This is a genomic window from Novosphingobium hassiacum (genome assembly GCF_014196055.1).
In the GTDB taxonomy this organism is placed as follows: Bacteria; Pseudomonadota; Alphaproteobacteria; order Sphingomonadales; family Sphingomonadaceae; genus Novosphingobium; species Novosphingobium hassiacum.
Genome location: NZ_JACICY010000006.1, coordinates 189,605 through 205,766, shown reverse-complemented (window position 1 = coordinate 205,766; position 16,162 = coordinate 189,605). Strand labels below are relative to the sequence as shown.

At 64.4% G+C, this 16,162-nt stretch carries 20 protein-coding genes; 14 read left to right on the top strand and 6 right to left on the bottom strand.

The window, feature by feature from the left end; translation table 11 throughout:
* Positions 1-53 precede the first annotated feature (53 nt).
* The 3 genes from GGQ88_RS13600 to GGQ88_RS13590 all read right to left on the bottom strand — a co-directional run bounded on the left by GGQ88_RS13600 (position 54) and on the right by GGQ88_RS13590 (position 3,697).
* Complete coding sequence (locus tag GGQ88_RS13600; RefSeq protein WP_183613972.1) at positions 54-1,346, bottom strand: acyl-CoA dehydrogenase family protein; 1,293 nt, start codon at positions 1,344-1,346, stop codon at positions 54-56.
* A 78-nt stretch (positions 1,347-1,424) separates the two neighbouring features.
* Positions 1,425-2,852: an MFS transporter gene (locus GGQ88_RS13595; protein WP_183613971.1), complete on the bottom strand. Its 1,428-nt coding sequence runs from the start codon at positions 2,850-2,852 to the stop codon at positions 1,425-1,427.
* Positions 2,849-3,697 (bottom strand): SDR family NAD(P)-dependent oxidoreductase, encoded by an 849-nt coding sequence (locus tag GGQ88_RS13590; protein ID WP_183613970.1) that lies wholly within the window; start codon positions 3,695-3,697, stop codon positions 2,849-2,851. Before GGQ88_RS13590 ends, GGQ88_RS13595 begins: the two co-directional genes overlap by 4 nt.
* A 182-nt stretch (positions 3,698-3,879) precedes the next feature.
* On the opposite strand from GGQ88_RS13590, the gene GGQ88_RS13585 reads away from it, so the two are divergent.
* The 3 genes from GGQ88_RS13585 to GGQ88_RS13575 all read left to right on the top strand — a co-directional run bounded on the left by GGQ88_RS13585 (position 3,880) and on the right by GGQ88_RS13575 (position 7,161).
* Positions 3,880-5,040: an acyl-CoA dehydrogenase family protein gene (locus tag GGQ88_RS13585; protein ID WP_183613969.1), complete on the top strand. Its 1,161-nt coding sequence runs from the start codon at positions 3,880-3,882 to the stop codon at positions 5,038-5,040.
* A 131-nt stretch (positions 5,041-5,171) separates the two neighbouring features.
* The gene (locus GGQ88_RS13580; RefSeq protein WP_183613968.1) at positions 5,172-6,311 is read left to right on the top strand and encodes an acyl-CoA dehydrogenase family protein; all 1,140 of its coding nucleotides are present in this window, start codon (positions 5,172-5,174) and stop codon (positions 6,309-6,311) included.
* Positions 6,312-6,357: 46 nt separating this feature from the next.
* On the top strand, positions 6,358-7,161 hold the full coding sequence (locus GGQ88_RS13575) for an SDR family oxidoreductase (RefSeq protein WP_183613967.1): 804 nt from the start codon (positions 6,358-6,360) through the stop codon (positions 7,159-7,161).
* A 143-nt stretch (positions 7,162-7,304) separates the two neighbouring features.
* Here the strand turns inward: GGQ88_RS13575 and gmk are convergent, their stop codons facing one another.
* Positions 7,305-7,955, bottom strand: coding sequence for a guanylate kinase (gene gmk / locus GGQ88_RS13570; RefSeq protein ID WP_183613966.1), 651 nt, complete (start codon positions 7,953-7,955; stop codon positions 7,305-7,307).
* Between the two features lie 25 nt (positions 7,956-7,980).
* Between gmk and GGQ88_RS13565 the strand changes: the two genes are divergently transcribed.
* Positions 7,981-8,613 carry a hypothetical protein gene (locus GGQ88_RS13565; protein ID WP_343057215.1) on the top strand — a complete coding sequence of 211 codons (633 nt, stop codon included), beginning with the start codon at positions 7,981-7,983 and terminating at the stop codon, positions 8,611-8,613.
* Here the strand turns inward: GGQ88_RS13565 and GGQ88_RS13560 are convergent, their stop codons facing one another.
* Both GGQ88_RS13560 and GGQ88_RS13555 read right to left on the bottom strand, forming a co-directional pair.
* Positions 8,614-9,006, bottom strand: a complete 393-nt coding sequence (locus GGQ88_RS13560; RefSeq protein WP_183613965.1) for a hypothetical protein — start codon at positions 9,004-9,006, stop codon at positions 8,614-8,616.
* 29 nt (positions 9,007-9,035) lie between these two features.
* The gene (locus GGQ88_RS13555) at positions 9,036-9,533 is read right to left on the bottom strand and encodes an SspB family protein (protein ID WP_183613964.1); all 498 of its coding nucleotides are present in this window, start codon (positions 9,531-9,533) and stop codon (positions 9,036-9,038) included.
* Between the two features lie 84 nt (positions 9,534-9,617).
* Here GGQ88_RS13555 and hisB point away from each other — a divergent pair, with 84 nt between their 5' ends.
* The 10 genes from hisB to tolQ all read left to right on the top strand — a co-directional run bounded on the left by hisB (position 9,618) and on the right by tolQ (position 16,159).
* On the top strand, positions 9,618-10,211 hold the full coding sequence (hisB, locus tag GGQ88_RS13550) for an imidazoleglycerol-phosphate dehydratase HisB (RefSeq protein ID WP_183613963.1): 594 nt from the start codon (positions 9,618-9,620) through the stop codon (positions 10,209-10,211).
* Positions 10,204-10,833 carry an imidazole glycerol phosphate synthase subunit HisH gene (gene hisH, locus GGQ88_RS13545; protein WP_183613962.1) on the top strand — a complete coding sequence of 210 codons (630 nt, stop codon included), beginning with the start codon at positions 10,204-10,206 and terminating at the stop codon, positions 10,831-10,833. The genes hisB and hisH overlap by 8 nt, the downstream gene beginning before the upstream one ends.
* 71 nt (positions 10,834-10,904) lie before the next feature.
* Positions 10,905-12,056, top strand: a complete 1,152-nt coding sequence (locus GGQ88_RS13540; protein ID WP_183613961.1) for a glycoside hydrolase family 130 protein — start codon at positions 10,905-10,907, stop codon at positions 12,054-12,056.
* A 22-nt stretch (positions 12,057-12,078) separates the two neighbouring features.
* Complete coding sequence (gene hisA, locus GGQ88_RS13535; RefSeq protein ID WP_183613960.1) at positions 12,079-12,804, top strand: 1-(5-phosphoribosyl)-5-[(5-phosphoribosylamino)methylideneamino]imidazole-4-carboxamide isomerase; 726 nt, start codon at positions 12,079-12,081, stop codon at positions 12,802-12,804.
* A 136-nt stretch (positions 12,805-12,940) separates the two neighbouring features.
* On the top strand, positions 12,941-13,702 hold the full coding sequence (gene hisF / locus GGQ88_RS13530) for an imidazole glycerol phosphate synthase subunit HisF (RefSeq protein WP_183613959.1): 762 nt from the start codon (positions 12,941-12,943) through the stop codon (positions 13,700-13,702).
* Positions 13,703-13,823: 121 nt separating this feature from the next.
* Positions 13,824-13,988, top strand: a complete 165-nt coding sequence (locus tag GGQ88_RS13525; protein WP_246385970.1) for a hypothetical protein — start codon at positions 13,824-13,826, stop codon at positions 13,986-13,988.
* A 209-nt stretch (positions 13,989-14,197) separates the two neighbouring features.
* The gene (locus tag GGQ88_RS13520; RefSeq protein WP_183613958.1) at positions 14,198-14,521 is read left to right on the top strand and encodes a phosphoribosyl-ATP diphosphatase; all 324 of its coding nucleotides are present in this window, start codon (positions 14,198-14,200) and stop codon (positions 14,519-14,521) included.
* A 3-nt stretch (positions 14,522-14,524) separates the two neighbouring features.
* A complete protein-coding gene (locus GGQ88_RS13515) occupies positions 14,525-14,902 on the top strand; it encodes a histidine triad nucleotide-binding protein (RefSeq protein ID WP_183613957.1) in 378 nt (125 codons plus the stop codon).
* A gap of 94 nt (positions 14,903-14,996) precedes the next feature.
* Positions 14,997-15,461 carry a YbgC/FadM family acyl-CoA thioesterase gene (locus GGQ88_RS13510; RefSeq protein ID WP_183613956.1) on the top strand — a complete coding sequence of 155 codons (465 nt, stop codon included), beginning with the start codon at positions 14,997-14,999 and terminating at the stop codon, positions 15,459-15,461.
* On the top strand, positions 15,458-16,159 hold the full coding sequence (gene tolQ, locus GGQ88_RS13505) for a protein TolQ (RefSeq protein ID WP_183613955.1): 702 nt from the start codon (positions 15,458-15,460) through the stop codon (positions 16,157-16,159). Before GGQ88_RS13510 ends, tolQ begins: the two co-directional genes overlap by 4 nt.
* Positions 16,160-16,162 lie beyond the last annotated feature (3 nt).

Genomic DNA, 16,162 nt, shown 5'->3' with positions numbered 1-16,162 from the left:
ATCCAAAACGCTTCTGACCCCCGCCTTCGCGGGGACGCCAAGGTGTGTACTTGCTATCGCGCAACCCCAAGATCACCCGAGCTCAACCCCCGGTCACCCTGCGGCATATCCGAATGACGCGCATATTCGATCCGTGCAATCGCGCGCTCGTGCACTTCGTCCGGGCCATCCGCCAGCCGGAGCGTGCGCATGTGGGCATAGCTTTCGGCCAGCCCGAAGTCCGCCGAAACACCGCCGCCGCCATGCGCCTGGATCGCATCGTCGATGATCCGCAGCGCCATGCGCGGTGCCTGCACCTTGATCATCGCGATTTCGGCGGCAGCGGCCTTGTTGCCGACCTTGTCCATCATGTCCGCCGCTTTCAGGCAGAGCAGGCGGGTCATGTCGATATCGATGCGTGCCCTCGCAATCCGCTCGTCCCACACCGACTGTTCGGACACGCGCTTGCCGAACGCCACGCGGCTCTGCAGGCGGCGCGCCATCTTGCCCAGCGCCTCTTCGGCCACGCCGATCGTGCGCATGCAGTGGTGGATTCGGCCCGGCCCGAGGCGACCTTGCGCGATCTCGAAGCCGCGCCCTTCGCCCAGCAGGATGTTGTCCGCAGGGACGCGCACGTCCTTCAGCTCGATCTCCATGTGGCCATGTGGCGCGTCATCGTAACCGAACACCGGCAGGTGGCGCAGGATGTTCACGCCCGGCGCGTCGAGCGGCACCAGCACCATCGACTGCTGCTGGTGGCGTTTGGCCTCGAAATCGGTCTTGCCCATGACGATGGCGACCTTGCAGCGCGGATCGCCCGCGCCCGAAGACCACCACTTCGTCCCGTTGATCACGTATTCGTCACCATCCCGGCGGATCGATGTCTCGATGTTTGTCGCATCGGACGAGGCGACCGCAGGCTCAGTCATCAGGAAAGCCGAGCGGATTTCGCCGTTCATCAGCGGACGCAGCCACTGCTCCTTCTGCGCCAGCGTGCCATAGCGGTGGAACACCTCCATGTTGCCGGTATCGGGCGCAGAGCAGTTGAACACCTCGCTCGCCCAGCCGATGCGGCCCATTTCCTCGGCGCAGAGCGCGTATTCAAGGTTGGTCAGCCCAGGACCGTCGAACGCGAACGACTCTTCGACATGATGGTGCCCGCCATTGCGCGGGGGCATGAACAGGTTCCAGATGCCTTGCGCCTTGGCCCGGGCCTTCTCTTCCTCGATCGTCTGGATCACCTTCCAGCGATCCGCCGTCGCCTGCTCGGCCTTATAGTCCTTGTGGCGTGGCCGTACGTGATCTTCGATGAATTGGTGGACGCGGTCGCGCCAGTACTTCTGGCGGTCGGTCGGTTCAAAATCCATGGCTATCTCCTTGGCGCGGCCATCTTGTCGAACGGTCGGATCGCGATATCAAGTGTAATTTTAAGCGTTCGGTTAATATCATGGATGCAAGCCCCCGGCGTCCGGATCGACTCGCGCTACCTGATCGAGCCGCGCCACCCGCGCCTGATGGCTCGCGCGGTCGATCGGGAACTTGCGCACCACGAAGGTCGTCAGCAGCGCCAGCACGAACAGGCATCCGGCATAGGCCAGGCTCAAGCGGTCGGTCACCTCGCGCGCTACCGCATCGGGCGCGGTGTTCGCCTCCAGCCCGGCAAAGCCCAGCAGCAAACCCGCGCCGAACACGCCCAGCCCGCCCGCACACTTCGACGCCAGAAACGCACCGGCCGCCAGCGTGCCTTCGGACCGCCGCCCGGTCTGCTCTTCCGATGCCTCGACAACGTCCGCGATCATCGACCACAGCGTCATCGTCCCCGCCACGGTTAAGGCGTTGGACGCAAACGTGCAGGCGAACATGCCGACGATTGCCGTCGTCGTGCCATCCGGAGCCCAGATCCCGAGCCAGCGGCACAGCAGCGGCCCGATCCAGAACATCATGCCAAGGGGTGCCATGCGCATCACCGTGCCCGCTTTGCCCCAGCGTTTCTGCGCCCGCCCGACCAGCACCGCCGCGCCCACGACGCTGCCGAACAGCAGGAACGGAAACGCCTGCAAGGCGGTCGGCGTGAACTTCCACACGTAAAGGTACAGATAGTTCGACAGCGCGAACGTCATTCCTTGCGCGGTCAAGGCCGCCCCGATTCCCGCCATGACCACCAGGCATGCCGGGTGCGAAAAGCTTTCCTTGATGTCCCCCAGCGATGCCAGCGCACCCTTGTCCGAACCCGCACGCTCGGGCGGCCAACCGGCTACCGTGCGATGCTGCCCCAGTGCCGAAAGCAGCACGCAGGTCACCATCAGCCCCGCGCCGAACAGTCCGAAGTTGCGATAACCCTCGCGCGCCAGCATCGCGTTGGGCAGGAACACGCCATAGGCCAGCAGCAGCATCAGCAGCCCGCCGCCCCAGCTGAACAAAAAGCGGAACCGGGTCAGCCGCGTGCGATCATCGTAGTCGCGCGTGATCTCGGCCACCAGCGCTGCGGATGGCACCTCGCACATCGCCACCAGCGCGCGCACCGCGATGGCCGACGCCAGCAGCACCCAGAAATTCGGCTCCCCTATCGGCGACCACAGGAACGCCCAGGCCAGAGCCAGCGGGATCGGCGCCAGATACAGGAACGGCAACCGCCGACCCCACGGCGTCCGCGTGCGGTCCGAGAAATGCCCCACCACCGGGTCGATCAGTCCATCGAACACCAGCGCGATCAGCAGTGCGAGGCTGACCAGCCGCGCGTCCATCCCCAGCACCTGATTGTAGAACAGCAGCAGGAAAGTCGCGAAGCCGTTGTCCTTGATGCCATAGGCGACGCTTCCCAGCCCATTGGCCAGCGCCAGCCGCGTCGGGACCTTGCCTGCGACGGGGATCATGAAACCTTGTCGCTATCGGCTATTTGCTGCAGCGCGTCGAACAGCCCCGGCATCGTCGGGTCCCAGCTATGGCGCGGCCCGATGGTGATCCCGCCATCGACCAGCAGCGACGTGCCGGTAACGAAGCTCGCCGCCTCGCTCGCGAGGAACAGCACGGCCTGCGCGATATCATCAGCCTGACCGCCGCGCGCCACAGGCTGTGCCGCCTGCGACATCGCCGCGATCGCGCCCTTGGCTTGGCGCTCCAGCGCCTCGGGCATGTCCAGCGAACAGGTGAAGATGTTGGTGTTGATGAAGCCCGGCTGCACCGCGTTGACCCGGATCTGCTGCTTGGCAAGGTCCGCCGCCGCAACCTTGGTCAGGTGCAGCACACCCGCCTTGGCCACCGCATAGGCCGTGGGCGAATAACCCGGCCCGACCGCCGCAACGCTCGACGTATTGACGAACGATGCGCCTTTGCGCCCGATCATGTGCGGCACGGCGTAGCGGATGCCGAATGCGACCGAGCGCAGCAACAGGTCCATCGTCCGGTCCCAGCCTTCGGGCTCGATCTCGTCGATGGGCGCACGATCGCCGCCCGCGCCTGCATTGTTGAAGACGCAGTCGATGCCGCCTGTCTCGGCAGCGGCGCGATCCATCAGCGCCTTGATGTCCTCTGTCCGCATCACGTCGCACTGTGCGGTAATGACCCTGCCGTTGGACGCTTCGGCGCAAGCCGTCAGTCCCGCCGCGTCGATGTCCGCAGCGTAGACCACCGCCCCTTCGGCCGCGAAGGCCAGAGCGGTCGCGCGCCCGATTCCCGATGCCGCGCCGGTGACGACGACGGTTCTTTCCTTGAAGCGCATGGCTCTCTCCCAGAGCATTCGGACCGTTTTACGTTTACGTCAGCTTAGGCGCGAAACCCCTCGCGTCAATGCCCGCATGGTTGACGCTACGGCATGCTGCACTTGGCAGAAATGCCCGAATTCCGTGCTTGCCAGCACGCTGCGACTCGCCTTAACCTCTCACTTAAGAGAGGAGCATCACAATGTCTGACCTTGAGAATTTCCGTCAGGAAATCCGCAGCTGGCTGGAGGCGAACTGCCCCGCCGAAATGCGGCAACCTGTAACCGATGAAGGCGATGTCTGTTGGGGCGGCCGCAATTTCGTGTTCAAGAACGAAGCGCAGAAGCAGTGGCTCGAACGGTGCGTCGCCAAGGGCTACACCGTCCCCGATTGGCCCCAAGCATACGGCGGTGCCGGAATGTCTCCGGCGCAGGCCAAGGTCTGGCGCGAGGAGTGCGCCCGCATCGGCGCACGCCCGCCACTGTCCAGCTTCGGCATCTGGATGCTCGGCCCTGCGCTACTCAAGTTCGGCACCGAGGAACAAAAGGTCCACTACCTCGGCGAAATCGCGCGCGGCGAAATCCGATGGTGCCAGGGCTATTCCGAACCCGGCTCGGGCTCGGACCTCGTCAGCCTGCAAACCTTCGGCGAGGACAAGGGCGACCACTGGGTCGTCAACGGCCAGAAGATCTGGACATCCTATGCAGACAAGGCCGACTGGATCTTCTGTCTCGTCCGAACCGACAAGGCGAACAAGTACCAGGGCATCAGCTTCCTGCTGTTCGACATGACCACGCCCGGCGTCACCACCAAGCCGATCCTGCTGATCAGCGGCAACTCCCCGTTCTGCGAGACGTTCTTCGACGATGTGAAAGTGCCCAAGCACCAGATCGTCGGCGAACTCAACCGCGGCTGGGACGTCGCCAAGTACCTGCTCGGCCACGAACGCGAGATGATCTCGGGCGCAGGCGGCGGTGACCGGCTCAACGCCATCGGCGCGGTCGTCGCCCGCAACGGCCTCGAAGACCCGATGCTGCGCGCCGAACTTGCCATGTTCGATGTCGATGCGCTGGCCTACGGCTGCATGGGTGAGAAATTCCTCGATGAAGCCAAGATCGGCAAAGCGCACCCCGCGCAGCCCAACATGATGAAATATGCGGGCACCGAACTCAACAAGCGCCGCCACGAACTGCTGATGTCGGCAGGCGGCGCCACCGCGCTCGAATGGGACAGCGAACGCACCAATGGCGGTAGTCCTGCACGCTCGTGGCTGCGTACCAAGGCCAATTCGATCGAAGGCGGCACCAGCGAAGTCATGCTCAACGTCGTGGCCAAACGCATCCTCGATCTGCCGGGAGCGTAAGCATGTAAAGCCCTCGCCCCTTCAGGGGAGAGGGTGGGGAGAGGGGGCTGTCCTTCCACAACAAATTTGGGTCGGAGCGAGAGACAGCCCCTCTCCCCGACCCTCTCCCCCGAGGGGGAGAGGGAGATACTATGCCGCTCTATCACACCGAAGATCAGGCGATGCTCGCCGATACCGTCACCGGTTTCATGGCCGATGAAGGCGGCATCAAGCAGCAGTTGCGCTACTATCGCGACATGGGCTGCCAGGACGGCTTCGGCCACGCGCTGTGGAAGCAGTTTGCCGAAATGGGCCTCACCGGCATGCTCGCCAGCGAAGCCGATGGCGGTCTTGCGATGGGCCATGTCGAAGCCGGTATCGTGCTGCGAGAGATCGGCCGCAACCTTACCCCGTCGCCGTTCTTGACCACCTCGGTCATGGGCGTCACCGCGCTGTCGGGCGGGTCGGACGACTTGCGCGGCCGCTGGCTGCCCGGCGTAATCGCGGGTGACAGCGTTCTCGCCGTCGCCATCGACGAAAGCCCCAAGCACCGCCCCGAACGTATCGCCGCGCGCGCCGAAAAGGCGGGCAACGGCTTCCGCCTGTCGGGCAACAAATCGTTCGTGGTGCAGGGCGCATCGGCCGACGCGATCATCGTCGCCGCACGCACCTCGGGCAGCGACACCGACGCAGATGGCATCACCCTGTTCGCCGTGCCCAAAGATGCGAACGGGATCACCCATGAAAACCTGCGGCTGGTCGATAGCGCGATGGCCAGCAACATCCGCTTCGATAACGTCGAGCTCGATGGCGATTGCGTGATCGGGCAAGTCGATGGCGGGCGCGAACTCTTGAACAAGGTCCTCGCCGCAGGCCGCATCGGCTCGGCCGCCGAACTCACCGGAGTCGGCCACGGCGCGTTCGACATCACCACCGCCTACCTCAAGACGCGCAAGCAGTTCGGGCGTTTGATCGGCGAATTCCAGGCGCTCCAGCACCGCGCCGCGCACCTCTATTCCGAACTCGAAATCGCCAGTGCCGCCGTGATCAAGGCGCAGCAACTGCTCGATGGCGGGGCGGAAAAGGCCGAACTGATGGTCTCGGTCGCCAAGGCCAAGGCCGCACGCACCTGCAACCTGGCAGTCCGCGAAGGCGTCCAGATGCACGGCGGTGTCGGCATGACCGACGAATACGACATCGGTCTCTACATGAAGCGCGACCGCTCTTTGACCGAATTCATGGGCGATCAATACTACCATGCCGAACGCGTCGCCCAGCTCAGCGGGTATTGAGAATACTCCCCCTCCTCTGAAGAGGAGGGGGAAGGGGAGTATACTGATGGACTTCACCAAGCTGTTCAGCCTCGAAGGCCGCGTCGCCGTCGTCACCGGCGGCTCACGCGGCATCGGCGAGATGATCGCGCAGGGCTTCCTCGCGGCAGGTTGTGCGCGCGTCTACATCACCGCGCGCAAGGCCGCCGTGGTCGAGGAAACCGCCGCCCGCCTCGGCGCAGGCTGCATCGCGCTGCCCGGAGACATCTCGACCCTCGCCGGGATCGAACAACTCGTCGCCGATCTGTCCGAGCGCGAGGATCACATCGACATCCTCGTCAACAATGCAGGTGTTGCCTGGGGCGCCGAAATCGAAGACTTCCCCGAAGTCGGCTGGGACAAGGTCATGGACCTTAACGTCAAGACCCCGTTCTTCCTGACGCAGAAGCTGCTCCCGCTGCTGAAAGCTGCCGCTCGCGCCGATCAGCTCGCCAAGGTGATCAACATCGCCTCGATCGACGGGTTGCGCCCGAACCCGTGGGAAACCTACAGCTATCAGGCCTCCAAAGCCGCCGTCGTCCACCTGACCCGCCGCATGGCCGCCCGCCTGATCCGCGACCAGATCGTCGTCAGCTGCATCTGCCCCGGCGCCTTCCCCTCCGAGATGAACAAGGCCGCCTCGCGCAATCCCGACGCCTCGGCCAAGGGCATCCCCTCCAAGCGCGTGGGCACGGCTGAAGACATGGCAGGCGGCGCCATCTACCTCGCCAGCCGCGCCGGGGATTACGTCGTGGGCACCGCGCTGCCGATCGATGGGGGCATCGTTAACGGCTGGATTCCGTCAGAAGTGGTCGATCCGTCGGGGCACTGATCGCGCCACCGACCAAACCGCAACAAGACCACCGCTCCCCCGCGAAGGCGGGGGCCTCATGCCGAATTGCGCTACAAAGGCTCCCGCGTCGTGCCCGAGGGCCCCGCCTTCGCGGGGGCGCACAAACTGGTGCGCAGGCAGAGCTACCCAGCCATCAACCCACGCACGAAATCGATCAACCCGGTCTGCCGCGTCCGCTTCATCCGCTCCGCCGCCAAAATCTCGCGCACTTTCTCGAAGCACCCCTCGACGTCGTCGTTGATCACGACGTAGTCGTAGCCGTCCCAGTGGCTGATCTCGGCCTGCGCGCGGGCCATGCGGGCGTCGATCACGTCGGGGGCATCGGTGCCGCGTCCGGTCAGGCGGCGGTTCAGTTCGGCAAGGCTGGGCGGCAGGATGAACACGCGGACCACGTCGGCCTGCGCTTTCTGGAACAGCTGCTGCGTGCCCTGCCAGTCGATGTCGAACAGCACGTCGCCGCCCGCTTTCAGACGGTCGCGGATATGCGCCTTGGGGGTGCCGTAGCGATTGCCGAACACAGTGGCCCATTCGTAGAATTCACTGGCATCGACCATGCGTTCGAACTCGGCTTCGTCGACGAAGAAGTAGTCCTTTCCATCGACTTCACCCTCACGCATCGGGCGCGTGGTGGCCGATACCGACATCGCGATTTCGCTATCCTCCGCCAGCAGCTTGCGCGCGATCGTCGTTTTGCCCGCGCCCGAAGGCGAAGACAGGATCAGCATCAATCCCCGGCGGTGAAGCGTATCGTCGTGCGGAATCGTGTTTGGCATGCCCGCTAGTGGGGCAAGCCGCCGCGTGCGGTCAAGCGTTGGCTATCCGGCAATCAGGCTTGCCAATGGCAACCGCACCGCCGAATGGGGAACGATGCGCCCTGCGATAACCTTCGATCCTGCTTCTGCGCGCGCGCTGCTAGAGGGCCGGAAGACGCAAGTTCGGCTTGGGGCAGGGCACTGGCTTGGCAGACTTGAGCCCGGCGAAATCATTTTCGGGCACGAAGCCTGCGCACCCGGGCGTGTGCAAGACGGCGTGGAACTGCTAACCGACATCAAGCGAGCAGAATTCGTCGCGTTTTCCGATGGTTGGAGGCGTGATCGCGCGGGGAACGGCTGGCAGGGGCGCCCTTTGGTCGATCCCAACGAAAAATGGATCGCCGCCCCGCATATGCCCGCCTGGGCCTGCCGTATCAGACTTGAACTCGTATCTCGGCGGACCGAACAGCTTCAGGATATTTCCCTGCATGATCTAACGGCAGAGGGCCTTGTGTCCTATCTCGGCGGCTTGCTGTGGCGGTGGCCTGCCTCTGGATCGAAGCTGCATCTTTCGGCGCGCAAGGCTTTTGCCGCGTGCTGGGATACTTCGCACCCCGTGCCCGGCCTGAGCTGGGCGGACAATCCTGCCATACTCGTCCTGACCGTAAAACGAGTCTGATCAGGCTTTCTTGCCGCGCTCTAGCTGTTCGTCCAGCGCCACGGAGCCTTCGACTTGCGCGCTTTTCGCGCGCTTGCGATCGACCAAGGTCTTGATCAGCAACCCGCCGCCAACGACGATCGCGCCCGGGACTGACCGTGTCGCGATCCGCGCCACTGCCGTGCCAACCAGCGTCTGCATCATCGAGCGGCCCTTGACCACTTGCCCCGCCTTCTTCGCGCCGAGCTTCGCACCCACCGCACCGCGTTCCAGCGTATGGCGCAGCAGCGTACCGCCTGCGCGCAAGGCGATGTCGGTGATGATCAGGTTGGTCATCGGGTTGGGGCTGGGGGCGGGCACCTTGGCGATCACGCCCTTGGCACCATCAACAACTGTCTTGCCACGTTTTGCCATGCCAACCCTTCGTCCGAGCCGGTCAGGCCCTACTTCTTTTTGCCGAAATCCACGGTGACGACATTCGATCCGTCATCGGCCTTTTCAACGGCGGGGCCATCGGCTTGTTCCGGCGAATCGTTTTCAGCGGGATCGAGCGGCTCGGCCTCGTCATCGACCACCGCCTGAAACTGCAGCCCGAAATCGACCGCCGGATCGACGAACGCGGTGATCGCCGAGAACGGCACCAGCAGCGTCGAGGGGATCTGATTGAACGATAGCCCCACGCTGAAGCGGTCGTCCTCGACCTTCAGATCCCAGAACTTGTTCTGCAGGACGATGGTCATCTCGTCCGGAAACCGCTCGCGCAGCCGCTGCGGAATGTCCACGCCGGGTGCGCCGGTCTTGAACGTGATGTAGAAGTGGTGCGTGCCGGGCAGCATGCCGCCGCCCGCCGCGACCTGGCCCAGCACCCGGCCAACGACCGCGCGCAGGGCCTCCTGAACGATTTCGTCATAAGGGATCAGGCTGTCGGGTGCATCGCTCATAGCCCCACAACTGGCCTCCGCCAGTGCCCCGGTCAAGTGGGGACGGTCATTGATTCTCGACATTATGGGCGTATAGGCGCGTTCATGCGCACCGGATCGATCACGCGAAAGACCGAGGAAACCGACATCGCCGTGTCGGTAAACCTCGATGGCACGGGCTCCTACAAGGTGGAAACCGGCATCGGTTTTCTCGATCACATGATCGAACAGTTCAGCCGTCACTCGTTGATCGACATCGAATGCCGCGTGAAGGGCGACCTTCATGTAGACCAGCACCACACGACCGAGGACAGCGCCATTGCGCTGGGCCAGGCCATCGCGCAGGCGCTAGGCGACAAGAAGGGCATCACCCGCTACGGCCACACCTACTCGCCGATGGACGAGGCGCTGTGCCGCGTCGCGCTCGACATTTCGGGGCGTCCGGTGCTGGTGTGGAAGGCCGCCTTCACGCAGCCGCGCCTGGGTGAGATGGACACCGAGATGTTCGAACACTGGTTCGCCTCGATTTCGCAGGCTGCGGGCATCACTCTGCACATCGAAAGCCTCTACGGCTCGAACAACCACCACATCATCGAAGGCATCTACAAGGGCTTTGCCCGCGCGATGCGCCAGGCCATCACCATCGACCCGCGCAAGGCCGACGCAATTCCATCGACCAAGGGCATCCTCGGTGGCTGAAACCATCGCGCTGGTCGATTACGGCGCGGGCAACCTGCGCTCGGTCGCCAATGCGCTGAAGGCTGCGGGGGCGCAAGGCGTCGTCGTCACCGCCGATCCCGGCATCGTGCGCACGGCTGACCGCATCGTCCTGCCCGGCGTTGGCGCGTTCCGCCACTGCATCGGCGCGTTGACCGGCGTGCCGGGCCTCGTCGAGGCGATGGAGGAACGCGTGCTCGTCGGAGCCGCGCCGTTCCTCGGCATATGCGTGGGCATGCAACTGCTAGCCGACCGTGGCGTCGAACATGGCGTGACCGAGGGTCTGGGCTGGATCGGCGGCGAGGTCCGCGCGATCGAGCCTGCCGATCCTTCAATCAAGGTCCCGCACATGGGCTGGAACGATGTCGAGCCGATGCACCACACCAGCGGCACCGAACTGATCGTGCCGGGTGAGGCCTATTTCCTCCATTCATACCACTTCGTGACCGAACAAGGCACCGACATCGCCGCGATGAGCGATCATGGCGGCGGCATAGTCGCGGCCGTCGCGCGCGACAACATCCTCGGCGTGCAGTTCCACCCGGAAAAGAGCCAGTCCTACGGCCTCGAACTCCTCGCGCGTTTCCTCGAATGGAAGCCATGACGGGGCAGCCTGAGGGAACATAAGCGACAAGCGGGGGCTTACCTTTCTTGAGAAGGAGGCCCGCAAGCCCGATGTCCACATTTCCATTCGACCGTCTCGTATTCACGCCCTTCATGGTCGATCTCGACCGCTCCCCGCTTGCCGGGCACTTCGACGCCGAAACCTATGTGCTGGGCGCGTTCAACCCCGGCATGACCGTGCTGCCCAATGGCAACATCCTGCTCATGGTCCGCGTGGCAGAGGCGCTGCGCCATCCTGTACGCGACGGCAAAGTCCATGCGATCCGCTGGGAGGCCTCCGAGGACGGGGGCACGTACGTCCTCGACGGTTGGCCGCTGGAACTCGCCGACACTGCCGATCCGCGCAAGTTCACGCTCCACGGCGGCGGCTGGAAGGTCATGGCGCTGACTTCGCTGTCATGGCTACTCCCGGTCGAAATGTCGCCCGACGGCCTCGACGTCATCGCTGTGCACTACGACAAGGCAATCACCCCGCAAGGGACCTTCCAGTGCTACGGCATTGAGGATGCGCGCATCTCGCACATGGGCGAGGGCGCTTACCTGATGACCACCTGTTCGGTCAGCCCCGAGCGCCATTCGACCACGCTGTACTCGTCCGACAACGGCCTCGACTGGACCTTTGAAGGCATTGTCCTTGATCACCAGAACAAGGACATGCTGATCTTCGAAGGCCTCGTCCACGGCGAATACTGGGCACAGACCCGGCCATTGGGCGACCTGTACTTCGCCTATCCGCCGGGCAGCGAATGGCGTGCAGGCCCATCGATCAACCTTGCGACTTCGCCCGACGCACTCCACTGGCGCCCGAACATTCACCCCGGCATCCGCCCCCACGCCGGGACTGCCGCCACCGCGCGCATGGGCGGCGGCACCCCGCCGATCCTGACAGAGATCGACGGCAAGCAGGGCTGGCTGACCCTGTGGCATGGGGTAGAACCCAAGGAGATCGTCGGCATCTACCGCACCTATTGGTCGCTACTGGACCCGGACCAGCCGTGGAAGGTCATCGCGGGCAGCCACACCCCGCTGCTCGAGCCGGATCCCGAATTGACCCGCCCCTTGGAAGACTTGCTCTACTTACGCGACGTCGTGTTCACTACCGGCATAGCCGACGTCGGCGAACGCTTCATCGTCGCCTCGGGCGAAGCCGACCTTGCGTGCCGCATTACTCATGTTCCCAAGGAGGTCTTTCGCTCGGCGTGATCGCCTGCTAGTCGCGCCGACCATGATCGTGTTTCCCGCCATTGACCTGAAAGCTGGCCAGGTCGTCCGTCTTTCCGAGGGCGATATGGATCGCGCGACCGTTTATGGTGACGATCCCGCACATCAGGCCGCGCTTTTCGCCCAGGCCGGATCGCAGTTTCTCCACGTCGTCGATCTCGACGGATCGTTCGCGGGCCGGGCGGAGAACCGCGAGGCGGTCGAGGGCATCCTCAGAGCCTTCACCGGCCACGTCCAGTTGGGCGGCGGCATCCGCACGCGTGAGGCTGTGACCGGCTGGTTCGACCTCGGCGTCGCCCGCGTCGTCATGGGCACTGCCGCGCTGAAAGACCCCCAGTTCGTCAAGGACATGGCCAAGGAATTTCCGGGCGGCATCGTCGTCGCCGTCGATGCGCGCGACGGCATGGTCGCGACCGAGGGCTGGGCCGATGTCTCCGACGTCGAAGTCGTCGATCTCGCACGCCGGTTTGAGGATGCAGGCGTTGCCAGCCTGCTGTTCACCGATATCGGTCGCGACGGGTTGCTCAAGGGCGTCAACATCGACGCCACCGTGGAACTCGCCCGCCGTGTCGATATTCCGGTCATCGCCAGCGGCGGCGTCAAGGGCATCGACGATATCCGCATGCTCAAAATCCACGAAGTCGATGGTATCGAGGGCGTGATTACAGGGCGGGCGCTGTTTGAGGGTCGGCTCGATCTGGCCGCGGCGATTGCGATGGCTGAGGCCTGATAGTGCTTGCTCTCTCCCCTTCAGGGGAGAGATATGAAGGCTTGGCAGCTTGTCTGCCTAGCCGCAGTTGAGAGGGGCAGCCCCTCTCCCAACCCTCTCCCCTGAAGGGGAGAGGGTTTAACGCCGGAGCAACACCATGACCGTCCGCGTCCGCGTCATCCCCTGCCTCGACGTCCGCGATGGCCGCGTGGTCAAGGGCGTGAACTTCGTCGATCTGCGCGATGCCGGCGACCCTGTCGAACAGGCGCGGGCCTATGACAAGGCGGGGGCCGACGAACTGTGCTTCCTCGACATTTCTGCCACGCACGAGGGCCGCGGTACGCTGCTCGACGTTGTCGCGCGCACCGCAGAGGTCTGTTTCATGCCGCTCACCGTCGGCGGCGGCGTTCGTGCGGTCGAGGATGCCCGTGCGCTGCTGCTGGCGGGCGCCGACAAGGTCGCGGTCAATTCCGCCGCCGTTGCCCGCCCTGAACTGGTCCGCGACATCGCCGAGAAGTTCGGCGCGCAATGCGTCGTCGGCTCGGTCGATGCGCGGCGCGTCGCTCCGGGCAAGTGGGAAATCTTCACGCACGGTGGGCGCAAGGGCACTGGCATAGACGCGCTGGCCCATGCGGTGAAACTTGCCGAACTCGGCGCGGGCGAACTGCTCGTCACTTCGATGGACGGCGATGGCACCAAAGCGGGTTATGATCTGGAACTGACCCGCGCGATCGCCGATGCGGTGCCCGTCCCGGTCATCGCCAGCGGTGGGGTCGGCACGCTCGATCACCTCGTGGCAGGCGTGACGCAAGGCCACGCCAGCGCGGTGCTCGCCGCCTCGATCTTCCACTTCGGCACGCACTCGGTCGCCGAGGCGCATGCGGCTTTGCGTGCTGCAGGCTTGCCGGCGCGATCGTAAATCCCCACCCGTCCCGTAATGGGTCATTTACCATATGACATAAGGGCTTATACCGACTCGCAGGCTCTGGCAGGGCGGGGCGTGAACCATGCAAGGTTTGCCGTCTTACAGGTCACACCCAGTGCTTCGCATCACCCTCGCCATCACCGCAGCTCTCGCCGCCATCGCACCCGCCATGGCCCAGTCGGGCGGTATCTCGATCCCCGAGCCTACCGACGGCGCGCTGTTCGCGATCGGCTTGGTCGGGCTGATCGTCGGCAGGCAGGTCGCCAAGCGCCGGAAGTAACGAGTCCCGTTTAGCAGGTAGCGACGAGCCCACCCCCAACCCCTCCCGCAGGCGGGAGGGGAGCGAGACTTATGCAGCCGCAGGCGGAATTAGTCGCAGCGGGGTGGGCATGCGACGGTTGTTTAAAAGTCCGCCTGCGCGGGGATGACGAAGTTAGGGCGAGAAGGCCGACCCTTGACCGCCGCGTGTCGCCAAGCCATGCCACCGCCATGGAACACAGCGACACTCTCGCCCGCCTCGAAGCCACGATAGGCCAGCGCCTGCAGGGCGATCCCACCGCCAGCTACGTCGCCAAGCTTAACGCCAAGGGCGTCGGCAAGATCGCGCAGAAGGTCGGCGAAGAGGCCACCGAAACCGTCATCGCCGCGCTGTCCGGCGATCACGACGAACTGGTCGGCGAGGCCGCAGACCTTATTTTTCACCTGATGGTCCTGCTCGGCGCAAAGGGCGTGCCACTGGCGCAAGTCCTTGCCGAACTGCAACGCCGCGAAGGTACCTCGGGCATCGTCGAAAAAGCTGGCAGGAGCAACTGAGCCATGGCCGTGGACGCAACCCAACCCTACGACGACCAGAACATCTTCGCGAAGATCCTGCGCGGGGAAATCCCGAACCAGACGGTCTATCAGGACGACTTCGCGCTCGCCTTCCACGATATCAATCCGCAAGCGCCGACGCATGTGCTGGTGATCCCCAAGGGCGCTTACGTTTCGTGGGACGATTTCTCGGCGAAGGCGTCCGATGCCGAGATCGCGGGCTTCGTCCGCGCCGTGGGCAAGGTCGCGCGCGACATGGGACTGGTCGCGCCGGGCTATCGCTTGTTGGCCAATGCCGGGACCGACAGCCATCAGGAAGTGCCGCATCTCCACGTCCACTTGTTCGCCGGAAAGCCGCTCGGCCCAATGTTGGTGCGCTGACGCGGTGTTGGTGCGCTGAAAAGGCCCTTAGCGGGGTCGGGCCGTTAACCAACCCTTGCCCTTCGACTCGTCGCAAGGGTAGAGTCGCCCGCGAATGACATTGCCCCAGCCTCCCTCCGGCCGTTTCGACGGCAACGAGCACCTGTTCCCGGTCCGCGTCTATTTCGAGGATACCGACCTGTCGGGCGTCGTCTATCACGCCAACTACTTGCGCTGGTTCGAACGTGCCCGGTCGGACATGCTTCGCGTGCTCGGCATCGACCAGCGCGCCGCGCACGAGGCGGGCGAGGGGGCCTATGCTGTTGCCGAAATGCACTTGCGATTTGCGCGTCCTGCCAAGCTTGATGATGCCGTGCTGATCCGCAGCCACGTCGCCGAACTTTCGCCCGCCACCTGCCGCATCGTGCAGCGTGCGTTCAGGGACGACACGCTCCTGTGCGAGGCTACGGCCCGCGTCGCCTTCGTTGCCCCCAACGGTCGTCCTCGCCGCCAGCCGCGCGCGTGGATGTCCGCTTTCCAGACCGTATCTTCCCAAGCTGAAGGACCAGTACCCGCATGACCTTCGAGTTGCTCGCCCAAGGTGTTTCCTTCGCGCCGACCTCGCTCAACCCGGTGAAGCTGTTCCTCGATGCCGATTATGTCGTGCAGGCGGTGATGATCGGCCTCGTGCTGGCCAGCATCTGGACCTGGACCATCATCATCGGCTTCTCGCTCAAGCTGCGCTCGGTCAGAAGCGGCTGCGACAAGTATGAGCGCGAATTCTGGGAAGCGCGCGATATCGATCAGTTCCAGAAGGACAACAAGGGCCGTGATCTTCCGTCAGCGCGTCTGGTCAACGCCGCGCTCGCCGAATGGCGTCGCTCGACGTCGGGCAAGGCGATCGACCGCGAAGGCACGCGCCAACGCCTGTCGAGCGCCTTGGAAGGCGCGGTCGTCACCGAATCCGACAACCTCGCCAGCCGGTTGAACTTCCTCGCCACGGTCGGCTCGGTTGCGCCGTTCGTCGGCCTGTTCGGCACCGTCTGGGGCATCATGGACAGCTTCTTCAACATCGGCGCGCAGCAGAATTCCTCGCTCGCGGTCGTCGCGCCGGGTATTTCCGAAGCACTGTTCGCCACCGCGATCGGCCTGTTCGCAGCCATCCCGGCGGTTATCGCCTACAACCGCTTCTCGCATAGCGTGAACCGCTTCGAAACGCGGCTCTACCGTTTCTCCGACCGTTTCCACGCTTCGCTGAGCCGCGAATTGGAGGCCTGAGCC